The 11,246-nt window shown below is 56.8% G+C and carries 7 protein-coding genes; 3 read left to right on the top strand and 4 right to left on the bottom strand.

Annotated features, from left to right (window positions below; all coding sequences use genetic code 11):
- Positions 1-383: 383 nt before the first annotated feature.
- From gltB to hemW, 3 genes are all read left to right on the top strand, one after another.
- Complete coding sequence (gltB, locus tag M7R55_RS04430; RefSeq protein ID WP_298218876.1) at positions 384-4,844, top strand: glutamate synthase large subunit; 4,461 nt, start codon at positions 384-386, stop codon at positions 4,842-4,844.
- Positions 4,845-5,096: 252 nt separating this feature from the next.
- The gene (gene rdgB / locus M7R55_RS04435; protein WP_298218878.1) at positions 5,097-5,723 is read left to right on the top strand and encodes an RdgB/HAM1 family non-canonical purine NTP pyrophosphatase; all 627 of its coding nucleotides are present in this window, start codon (positions 5,097-5,099) and stop codon (positions 5,721-5,723) included.
- A complete protein-coding gene (gene hemW / locus M7R55_RS04440) occupies positions 5,723-6,889 on the top strand; it encodes a radical SAM family heme chaperone HemW (protein WP_298218880.1) in 1,167 nt (388 codons plus the stop codon). The genes rdgB and hemW overlap by 1 nt, the downstream gene beginning before the upstream one ends.
- An 18-nt stretch (positions 6,890-6,907) precedes the next feature.
- Here hemW and glmU read toward each other — a convergent pair whose 3' ends face one another.
- The 4 genes from glmU to atpG all read right to left on the bottom strand — a co-directional run bounded on the left by glmU (position 6,908) and on the right by atpG (position 11,168).
- Positions 6,908-8,296, bottom strand: coding sequence for a bifunctional UDP-N-acetylglucosamine diphosphorylase/glucosamine-1-phosphate N-acetyltransferase GlmU (glmU, locus tag M7R55_RS04445; RefSeq protein ID WP_298218882.1), 1,389 nt, complete (start codon positions 8,294-8,296; stop codon positions 6,908-6,910).
- 120 nt (positions 8,297-8,416) lie between these two features.
- On the bottom strand, positions 8,417-8,857 hold the full coding sequence (atpC, locus tag M7R55_RS04450) for an ATP synthase F1 subunit epsilon (protein ID WP_298218884.1): 441 nt from the start codon (positions 8,855-8,857) through the stop codon (positions 8,417-8,419).
- A 20-nt stretch (positions 8,858-8,877) separates the two neighbouring features.
- On the bottom strand, positions 8,878-10,266 hold the full coding sequence (gene atpD, locus M7R55_RS04455; protein ID WP_298218886.1) for a F0F1 ATP synthase subunit beta: 1,389 nt from the start codon (positions 10,264-10,266) through the stop codon (positions 8,878-8,880).
- Between the two features lie 41 nt (positions 10,267-10,307).
- The gene (gene atpG / locus M7R55_RS04460; protein ID WP_298218887.1) at positions 10,308-11,168 is read right to left on the bottom strand and encodes a F0F1 ATP synthase subunit gamma; all 861 of its coding nucleotides are present in this window, start codon (positions 11,166-11,168) and stop codon (positions 10,308-10,310) included.
- Positions 11,169-11,246 lie beyond the last annotated feature (78 nt).

Here is an 11,246-nt window from a genome sequence, read left to right on the forward strand (position 1 = left end):
TACCACCTGCTGGATCACCCCCAGTCGGTCGACCTCTTGGTAACTCATCGTAATATGCTCCTCTGCCATCACCCCTCCCGAAATCAAAAGGGGACATTTTAGAATTGGACAAAGGGGACATTACGGCTTTGGGCTAACACAGGCTGGCGTAAATTTGCCAGCCTCGTCTCATATCGTTAAAATTTGGCCCCATTTTGTCCGTGAAACACGGTAGATGCTATATTTCGATAGAAAGAAGAGCAACGGACGGATCCGGTGCTTTCACTTACCGGCCCTTCAGGCCTTTGCTTGATCCGCTGCACCGCCCGCCCCAAGCTTGGGAGAGCACCCTTGAACATGGGTTTCGGGTCTGTATTTTAAGAATGAGAAGAGGTTATAGCCTGATGAATCGCGCCCCAACCGCTGGTTTGTATCACCCGAGTTTCGAAAAGGACAACTGCGGTTTTGGCCTGATCGCCCATATGGACGACCAGCCCAGCCATACACTGGTATCCACCGCCATCGAAGCACTGGCGCGCATGACGCATCGCGGCGGTATTTCTGCCGACGGCAAATCAGGCGACGGTTGCGGCATTCTGCTGAAAAAACCCGATGCCTTTTTCCGTGCACAGGCCGATAAACTGGGGTTTGCGCTGGCCGATCAGTACGCCGTCGGCGTGGTCTTTGTCGGCCGTGATGCGTTATCTGCAAATACAGTCAAAGCCACATTGGGCGAAACTCTCGCGGCACAGGGCCTGACGGTCGCCGGTTGGCGCGATGTGCCCGTCGATCCCTCCGTGCTCGGCACCATCTCTGAATCCAAGCGCCCGGATGTACTGCATGTTTTCGTCAATGCGTCGGCAAATCTGACCGCGCGCGAATTCGATACGCGTCTGTACATCGCCCGCCGCGTAGCCGAAAAACGTCTGGCCGACGATCCGGTGTTCTACATGCCATCGATGTCGGCTCAGGTGATTTCCTACAAGGGGCTGATGATGCCCGACGATCTCGCCGGTTTTTATCTCGACCTCAAGGACAGCGCGCTCACCTCATCCCAGTGCGTCTTCCACCAGCGTTTCTCCACCAACACCTTCCCGGAATGGCGTTTGGCACAACCGTTCCGCTACCTGGCGCACAACGGTGAAATCAACACCATTCGGGGCAACCGTAACTGGGCACTGGCCCGTTCGACCAAATTCGAAACGCCTCTGATTCCGGACATGAGCCTTGTCACCCCGCTGGTCAACACGACCGGCTCAGACTCCTCGTCCATGGACAACATGCTCGAAGCCCTGCTGGCCGGTGGCGTGGACATGCTGCGCGCCATGCGCATGATCGTGCCGCCCGCCTGGCAGAATGTGGAGCACATGGATGCCGATCTGCGTGCGTTCTACGAATTCAACTCCATGCACCTCGAACCCTGGGATGGCCCGGCCGGTATCGTGATGACCGACGGCCAGACCGTCGCCTGCGCCATGGATCGTAACGGCCTGCGCCCAGCCCGCTGGGTCATCACCAAAGACCGTCACATCACGCTCGCCTCTGAGATCGGCGTCTGGGATTACGATCCCTCCGATGTCGTGAAAAAGGGACGTGTTCGCCCTGGCCAGATCGTCGCTGTCGACACGTCCAAAGGAGAATTGCTGGCACCTGAGGCCATCGACCACCTCATGAAAGGCCGCCAGCCCTACCGCGCCTGGCTCAAGGCCCATGCCATGCGGCTTGCCAGTGCGCTGGACGAAGGCCAACTCACCAGCCAGCCCTTCGATACCGACACATTGAACCAATACGAAAAAGAGTTCCTGCTCAGCTTCGAGGAACGCGATCAGATCATCCGCGTCATGGCGGAAGATGGCCAGGAAGCCATCGGCTCGATGGGTGACGATGCGCCGATGGCCGTCCTCTCACAGACCCAGCGCTCGCTTTATGATTATTTCCGCCAGCAATTCGCACAGGTGACCAACCCACCGATCGATCCGCTGCGCGAAGCCATCGTTATGTCGCTCGAAACGCTGATCGGGCGCGAACGCAACATCTTCGCGGAAACACCCGAGCATGCGCATCGCCTGCAACTGGAAACGCCAATCTTGAGCGAAACCAAGTTCCAGGCACTGCTGGCGCAAACCGATCCGGACTTTGCGTCTTGCCGCATCGACCTGAACTACCCGCTCAACGAAGGCCTGCAATCGGCCATTCGGCGGATCTGCGACGAAGCGGTCGCACAGGTTCGCACGGGCAAGGTCATTATCGTATTGTCCGATCGTGGCATCAGCGCCGATCGTCTGCCGATTCACGCCCTGCTGGCTACCGGTGCGATTCACCACCGCCTGATTCGTGAGGGTCTGCGCACCGATGCGAACCTTGTGATCGAAACAGCCACCGCGCGGGATCCACACCACTGTGCGGTTCTGTTGGGTTATGGTGCCACCGCTATTTATCCGTATCTCGCCTTCGAAGCCATCGAAAACATGCGGCAAACGAAGCAAATTTCGGCTGATACCAGCGAAAAACTCACCAGCAACTTCGTCAAGGGCATGGGTAAGGGCCTCAAAAAAATCCTCTCCAAGATGGGGATTTCAACCGTGGCCAGCTATCGAGGCGCTCAGTTGTTCGAAATCATTGGTCTTGCGAGCGAAGTGGTCAACCTCTGCTTCAAGGACAGTACCAGCCGGATTGAAGGCGCCCGGTTTGTCGATCTCGAGGCCGACCAGAAAATCCTGCACCGTGAGGCCTCACTCAAGAGCAAGCAGCCACGTCAGGGTGGCCTGCTCAAATATATTGACGGTGGCGAGTACCACGCCTACAACCCGGATGTGGTGCAAACCTTGCAACAGGCAGTCAACACCGGGAATTTCTCGCTGTGGCAGCAATATTCGGCCCATGTGAACCACCGCCCAATCGCCACCTTGCGTGACCTGTTCGATTTAGCACACGATACCCAGCCGATCCCGATCGATGAGGTCGAATCACTCGAATCCATCATCCGCCGCTTCGACTCGGCGGGCATGAGCCTCGGTGCACTGTCGCCCGAGGCCCATGAAACGCTGGCAGAAGCCATGAACCGGCTGGGCGCCCGTTCCAATTCGGGGGAGGGCGGCGAAGATCCCGCGCGCTTCGGCACGGCCAAGATGAGCAAGATCAAGCAGATCGCCTCGGGGCGGTTTGGCGTCACCCCACATTACCTCGTCAATGCCGAAGTGCTGCAAATCAAGATTGCGCAAGGTGCCAAACCCGGCGAGGGTGGGCAGCTGCCCGGCCATAAAGTCGATGCGTTCATCGGACGCCTGCGCTATGCCCGTCCCGGCGTTGCACTGATCTCCCCACCGCCGCACCACGACATTTACTCCATCGAAGATCTGGCCCAGCTGATTTTCGATTTGAAACAGATCAACCCCGAAGCCCTCGTTTCGGTCAAGCTCGTCTCCGAGCCGGGGGTAGGCACCATTGCCGCCGGTGTCGCCAAGGCCTACGCTGATCTGATCACGATTTCCGGCTACGACGGCGGTACCGGCGCCAGCCCGCTCACCTCGGTGAAATATGCCGGTTCACCGTGGGAATTGGGGCTGGCAGAAGCGCATCAGACCCTGCGTGCCAACGATCTGCGCGACAAGGTTCGCCTGCAAACCGACGGCGGCCTGAAAACTGGCCTCGATGTGATCAAGGCTGCCATTCTGGGCGCTGAGAGTTTCGGTTTCGGCACCGGCCCGATGATCGCGCTGGGGTGCAAATACCTGCGCATCTGCCATCTCAACAACTGTGCGACCGGTGTAGCCACCCAAAACAAGGTCTTGCGCCTCGACCACTTCAAGGGCAACGTTGAGAAGGTCATGAACTACTTCCGCTTTATCGCGATGGAAGTTCGTGAGCTGCTCGCGCAATTGGGTGTACGCTCAATCGATGAACTCATCAGCCGTACCGACCTCCTGAAGCAACGCAAACCGCAAACTGCAAAGCAGGCCAACCTCAATCTGGATGCACTGATTTCCGATGGCGGCCTGATTAGCGATGCCCCTGCATGCTGCGTATCACCGCACAACGCGCCCCATGACCAAGGCGAACTGGCGGAAGAAATTGTTCGGCAGATTCTGCCCGCAATTGAAGCCAAAACCGGTGGTGAGTTCAATTTCAACATCAAGAACATCAATCGCTCCATTGGTGCCCGCGTCTCCGGCGAAATTGCCAAACGCTACGGCAACCTTGGCATGGTGGATGCCCCGATCCATCTCAAATTCACCGGTATCGCCGGCCAGAGCTTTGGTGTGTGGAACGCTGGTGGTTTGCACCTGACGCTCGAAGGCGATGCCAACGATTACGTTGGTAAAGGCATGGCCAGTGGTGAGATCGTAATTTACCCACCCAAAAACAGCACATTTACCGCCTTCGAAACGCCCATTATCGGCAACACCTGCCTGTACGGCGCCACGGGTGGGCAACTCTACGCCGCGGGCCAGGCGGGTGAGCGCTTCGCTGTTCGCAATTCCGGCGCCGTTGCCGTCATCGAAGGTTGCGGAGACCACGGTTGCGAATACATGACCGGTGGCATCGTTACCATTCTCGGCCGCACCGGCGTTAATTTCGGCGCGGGCATGACCGGCGGTTTTGCCTATATCTTAGATGAGGAAAATGATTTCGTTGACCGCTACAACCATGAGCTGATCGACATCAATCGTCTGCAAGCGGCAGAACTGGAAAGTCATCGCCAGCACCTGCGCAGCACGCTAGAAACCCATCTGTCCAAAACCGGCAGCGCGCGGGCGGCAGAAATTCTGGAATACTTCGAACTATTCCTGCCGAAGTTCTGGCTCATCAAGCCCAAGGCAACCGACATTCACGATTTGATGGCTACGCTGGTTAACGCAGCGTAACCTCCTTCTCAGTGTGCACAAGATAAAGCCCCGACAATCTCGGGGCTTTTTTGTCCCCTATAGAAAGGACGGCCACGCATACCTTACTGGGCTAAAAATGCTGGGATTACCAAGTGCGTCCGACTTATTTCGATGCTGCCCATAAGCAGGCGCACTATTTCTCTCTCCTGCGTTTTCGACCAAAGCCAGTGCCTCCGGTCGTTTTCACCTATAATTGCGGCTGTTTTATCCGTTTCTAGCAAGCAGGAACCTATGACAACGACGCTGGTTATCGCCACGCACAATCTGGGCAAGTTACGTGAATTCGAAGCCATGCGAACAGCCATGATTCCGGATTTCCCGGCCTTGGCCGATATTGCGTTCGCTCCGCTCGGGGACTGGGGTGGCGAACCGCCAGAGGAAAATGGCGATACCTTTCTGGCAAATGCGCTGATCAAGGCGCGTGCGGCCACGGCGTTGACCGGATTACCCGTAATTGCCGATGATTCTGGTCTTGAGGTTACGGCTCTGGGTGGGGCACCCGGTATTTATTCGGCCCGTTATGCCGGCCCTGAAGCTGACGATGCCGCCAACAACACGCGGTTGCTGAACGAACTGGTGAAATATCCGCAAGCGGATCGAACCGCTCGCTTCGTGTGCGCGCTGGCCATGCTGCGCTCGGCCGAAGACGCGGCCCCGATGACAGCCGAGGGATTCTGGCCCGGTGAAATTCTGGATGCGCCCCGAGGAACGGAAGGATTTGGTTACGATCCGCTGTTTTATGTGCCCGAACACAACTGTGCGGCGGCCGAACTGTCGTCGGGAATCAAAAACCGTATCAGCCATCGCGCCCGTGCACTGACCGATCTCATGCGGCAACTGGGAAATACACGCTTCTAATGCAACTGCTGCAATTCACCGAAAATCCGCCGCTGGCGCTCTATGTCCACCTGCCCTGGTGCGTGGAAAAATGCCCTTACTGTGACTTCAATTCGCATGGACTCAAAGGGAACGCCGTACCGGAACGCGATTACATAGATGCCCTGTTGCGCGATTTGGAACGTGAGCTGCCGCTGATCTGGGGGCGTCCGATCGAAACCATGTTCATGGGCGGTGGAACGCCGAGTCTGTTCAGCCCGGAAGCGATTGATCGCTTGATGTCCGGCTTGCGTGCGCTGCTCGATTTGCGTTTTTGCCGTGAAATGACCATGGAAGTCAATCCGGGCACGGAGATGGCCGGGCATCTGGCCGATTACCGCGCCATTGGCATCACGCGCGTCTCCATCGGCGTTCAGAGTTTCAATGAACGGCACCTGAAAAAGCTGGGACGCATTCATGATGCCAAGGCCGCCTTCCGTGCCATCGAGGCCGCCCATGATGCCGGGTTCGACAGTTTCAATATCGATCTGATGCATGGCCTGCCGGAACAATCGGCCGAGGAAGCATTAGCGGATCTGCACACCGCCATCAGTTTGCAGCCGCCGCATCTGTCCTGGTACCAACTTACACTGGAACCGAACACGCCGTTCGCGGCCCACCCGCCCGTTCTCCCCGATGACGAGACCATGGATCGAATGCAGGCGCAGGGTTTGGCCGCCCTGCATGAGGCGGGGTTAGTTCAGTATGAAGTGTCCGCCTACGCACGCGACAACCATCAATGCCAGCACAACCGCAACTACTGGGAATTTGGCGATTATCTGGGCATCGGCGCGGGCGCGCACGGCAAGATCACGCTGGCCGCTGAAAACCGCATCGAGCGCCGGGAGCGTGTGCGCCATCCGAATGAATACCTGACCAAAGCAGGCACGGAGCAAGCCATCACCGCCCACAGCATTCCGGCCGATGAGCTGCCGTTTGAATTCATGCTCAATGCGCTGCGCCTGACCGATGGCTTTGATGTACCGCTGTTTGCGGCACGTACCGGCTTACCCATCAAGGTCATCAGCGATACGCTGCACCAACTCGAAAAAGAAGAGCTGATTAGCTGGGACATCACCCGCATCGCCCCGACGCCACGCGGCACACGCTATTTGAACGATGTGCTGCTGCGCTTCCTGCCTGACTGACCAATCTACGCTAAGACTTTATTCGGCCTTGGGTTTCTTCCTGGGGCGCTGCCAGCCGCTCTTCATCACCTGGCGGGATCGCGCCACGGCAAGATGGCCCGACGGCACATCCTGAGTGATGGTTGAACCCGCGCCGACGGTGGCCTCATCGCCCAAATGAACCGGGGCGACAAGCTGGCTACTGGAGCCGACGAATACATGATTCCCTATAACCGTTTGATGCTTATTGGCCCCATCGTAGTTACAGGTGATGGTGCCCGCGCCGATATTGCAGTCCGCACCCATCACGGTATCGCCGATATATGAGAGGTGGTTGACTTTGGAACCGGCTCCGATGCGGCTGGCTTTGACTTCAACGAAGTTACCGATCTTGCTGTGTTCCGCCAATTCGGCGCCGGGCCGAAGTCGTGCATAGGGGCCGACCTCAACGCCTTCACCCAGAGTCGCACCCTCCAGATGGCTGAAGGCACGAACACGTACCCCGTTGCCCAAGGTGACATTGCGCAATATGCAATTGGGTTCGATGACGACGTTGTCGCCCATGCGCACCTGCCCATCGAAGACGACATTGATATCGATCTGGCAGTCCATGCCACAGATGACTTCGCCACGGATATCAATCCGTGCAGGATCGACAATCGTCGTCCCCGACATGGCCAGTGCCTGCGCTTGACGAAGCTGCCAGGCGCGCTCCATTTGAGCCAGCGCCCAACGGTCATTCACGCCCGCGACCCGCAACGGATCGGGAGCAAGGTGGGTTGCGATGGATTTTCCCTCTTCTGCTGCCATTTGCACGATATCGGTCAGGTAGAGTTCGCCCTGAGCATTGTGTGGTTGAAGCTTCGGCAACCATGTGCGCAAGGCACCCAGGCTGGCGACCAGCATGCCGGTATTGATCTCGGTGATTTTCTTTTCGTCTGCACTGGCATCGCGTTCTTCACGGATGGCGATCATGCGATGTTCGTGATCACGGATAATCCGACCGTAGCCACCGGGATTATCCAGTTCTGTGGTCAGCACCGCGAGGTCAGCGGAGCGGGCGGAACTCAGAAGAGACGAAAGCACTTCGGCATCAAGCAAAGGGACATCACCGTACAACACCAAGACGCGATCTTCGGGCTGACCCTGAATATCCGCAACCGCATGGGCCACCGCATGCCCCGTGCCATGTTGTTCTGTCTGATCCACCCAGGAAACGTCCGGGCGCGAACAGTGCTGGCGAATCTGGTCTGCACCATAGCCGATCACAACACGCAATGACGCAGGTTTCAATGATTCGGCTACATCGAGCACACGATCCAGCATCGACCGGCCGGCCAACGGGTGCAGAACCTTGGGCTTGGCGGACCGCATACGTGTGCCCTTTCCAGCCGCCAGAACAACGATGTGCAGGGATTGGGTAGTCATAAACACCTCAACAAAGGGAAGCGAAAAAAAAAGGAGCCAAGACGAATGTCCGGGCTCCTTTATCAAATTGCGAATTATTTACGGGGCTTCCGCACGAGATTCACAATGAGCAATTGGTCGTTAGTGACGTCCGCTGCCCAAGCCTCGCATGGAACGCACCCATTTGAGTCGTTCCGATGCTTCGATCATGATCGACTGCGCAGACGTGAAGTCAAGTTGACCACGCTGCTCATAATCATGAATATACTCGGCTTCTTCCGCCAGCTTCGCCTCCAGCTCGGCCGCGTCGATACCGTGCGCATCGGCTTCCGTCAGTGCCCAGTCAGCAATGATGCTGACCACCATCGGCTGAACTTCAAGCACGCCGAAACCGACAAAATAACGCGCAATGCTGCCATCGGGTTGATGGACGCGAACCTCGCCAGGACGAAGAATGGACAACGTCTGTGTATGCAGGGGCGTAATACCCATTTCACCCGCCTCAGTCGGAATGGACACAAACGTGGCCTCGCCGCTGAAAATAGGCTTCTCCATACTCACGATGTCAACACGAATGGTCATAGCCATATCGTCTCCTCCAATTAAGCTTTGGCGGCGAGTTTCGCTGCTTTTTCAACCGCTTCGTCAATCGTGCCGACCATGTAGAATGCCTGCTCTGGCAGGTGATCGTACTCACCGGCCACGATACCTTGGAACGCACGGATGGTTTCTTTCAGTGAGACATACCGGCCCGGCGCGCCCGTGAATACCTCGGCTACGAAGAACGGCTGAGACATGAAACGCTGAATCTTACGCGCACGGGATACGGTGGCTTTATCGTCGTCAGACAATTCGTCCATACCGAGAATCGCAATGATGTCTTTCAGCTCTTTGTAGCGCTGCAGGGTCTTCTGAACAGAACGCGCAACGTTATAATGCATCTCACCAACCACTTGCGGGTCCAGCTGACGGCTGGTGGAATCCAGCGGGTCAATCGCAGGGTAAATACCCAGAGAAGCGATGTCACGCGACAGAACCACGGTTGCATCCAAGTGAGCGAAGGTGGTCGCAGGAGATGGGTCGGTCAAGTCATCCGCAGGGACGTAAACGGCCTGTACGGAGGTGATTGAACCGGTCTTGGTGGACGTGATCCGCTCTTGCAGAACGCCCATCTCTTCGGCCAACGTCGGCTGATAACCTACCGCAGAAGGCATACGACCCAACAAAGCGGATACTTCGGTACCGGCCAGTGTGTAACGGTAGATGTTATCGATAAACATCAGTACGTCACGGCCTTCGTCACGGAAGAACTCGGCCATGGTCAGGCCGGTCAGAGCCACGCGCAGACGGTTTCCTGGCGGCTCGTTCATCTGGCCATACACCAGGGCCACCTTGTCCAGAACGCCGCCATCCTTCATCTCGTGGTAGAAGTCGTTGCCTTCACGCGTACGTTCACCCACACCCGCGAATACGGAATAACCACTGTGCTCGACGGCGATGTTACGGATCAATTCCATCATGTTGACGGTCTTGCCCACACCGGCACCACCGAACAGGCCCACTTTACCGCCCTTCGCGAAGGGGCAAAGCAAGTCAATGACCTTGATGCCGGTTTCCAGCAATTCAGTGCTGTTCGCCTGCTCATCAAAGGTGGGCGGCTTGCGGTGAATGGACCACTTCTCGTCACAGGCAACATCACCTGCGTTGTCGATTGGGTTACCCAGAACGTCCATGATCCGGCCCAGTGTGCCTTTGCCCACGGGAACCTGAATCGGTGCACCGGTGTTGATGGCGGTCATGCCGCGCTTCAAACCGTCTGATGAGCCCATGGCAATACCACGAACGACACCGTCGCCGATTTGCTGCTGCACTTCAACGATCAAACCGGTTTGTTCGATCTTGATGGCGTCATAGACCTTGGGAACCGCATCACGCGGAAACTCGACATCGATGACGGCACCGATGATTTCGACAATTTTTCCAGAACTCATGTCTGTACCCTCAAATATAAAAATGGCTTTCCGTTGCGCGGTTAAACGGCCGCAGCACCGGATACGATTTCCGAAATCTCTTGCGTGATCGCGGCTTGACGGGCCTTGTTGTAGACCAGCTTCAATGACTTGATCATATCGCCGGCGTTGTCCGTCGCGTTCTTCATAGCAATCCGACGCGCAGCCATTTCGCAGGCTACGTTCTCGATTGCACTGGCCACGATTTGCCCTGTGATATACCGCTTCAATACGGCAGCGAGAACGGCGTGGGAGTCTGGTTCATACAGATAATCCCAGTGGTGCTTGAGTTCAGGCGACTCTTGGTACACCAAGGGTGCGATCTGCTCAACCATCGGACGCTGCACCATCGAATTCACGAAGGAATTGCGCGCCAACTCGATCCGGTCAACCTGACCCTGCTCAAATGCCTCCATGGCAGTGTTGATGACACCGCGCATTTTGGCATAGCTGGGTTTGTCGCCCATGTGCACAACCGAAGCGCGGACATTGCCGCCGTAACGCTTGAAGAACGCTCGGCCTTTGGTGCCAACCGGAATGACATCCACTTCAATACCATTCTTCTGGTATTCGTTGATTTTCAGGAGCACCTGTTTGAGAAGGTTAACATTCAGACCACCACACAGACCGCGGTCGGTTGTGACAACAATCATCAGTACCCGCTTCACGTCGCGTTCGACCATTAGGGGATGGCGGTACTCAGGATGCGCGTTGGTGATGTGACCCACCACTTCAAGAAACTTCTCGGCATAAGGCCGGGTCGCTTCCATCGCTTCCTGAGCGCGCCGCATTTTGGATGCGGCGACCATTTCCATCGCCTTGGTGATCTTGCGCGTGTTCTGCACGCTCTTGATCTTGGTGCGAATCTCTTTGCCTACGGCCATGACATCGCCCCCTGATTAATAAACGCCCTTCGCCTTGAAGGTTTCGATCACTTGCTTCAATTGAGCCGCAATTTCATC

The organism is Halothiobacillus sp. (assembly GCF_027346185.1).
In the GTDB taxonomy this organism is placed as follows: Bacteria; Pseudomonadota; Gammaproteobacteria; order Halothiobacillales; family Halothiobacillaceae; genus Halothiobacillus.

What these genes read in the sequence shown, in the direction of transcription:
- atpD (WP_298218886.1), bottom strand. Translation starts at nt 10,266, where the DNA reads ATGAGTTCTGGAAAAATTGTCGAAATCATCGGTGCCGTCATCGATGTC.
- rdgB (WP_298218878.1), top strand. Translation starts at nt 5,097, where the DNA reads ATGACAACGACGCTGGTTATCGCCACGCACAATCTGGGCAAGTTACGT.
- atpC (WP_298218884.1), bottom strand. Translation starts at nt 8,857, where the DNA reads ATGACCATTCGTGTTGACATCGTGAGTATGGAGAAGCCTATTTTCAGC.
- gltB (WP_298218876.1), top strand. Translation starts at nt 384, where the DNA reads ATGAATCGCGCCCCAACCGCTGGTTTGTATCACCCGAGTTTCGAAAAG.
- atpG (WP_298218887.1), bottom strand. Translation starts at nt 11,168, where the DNA reads ATGGCCGTAGGCAAAGAGATTCGCACCAAGATCAAGAGCGTGCAGAAC.
- hemW (WP_298218880.1), top strand. Translation starts at nt 5,723, where the DNA reads ATGCAACTGCTGCAATTCACCGAAAATCCGCCGCTGGCGCTCTATGTC.
- glmU (WP_298218882.1), bottom strand. Translation starts at nt 8,296, where the DNA reads ATGACTACCCAATCCCTGCACATCGTTGTTCTGGCGGCTGGAAAGGGC.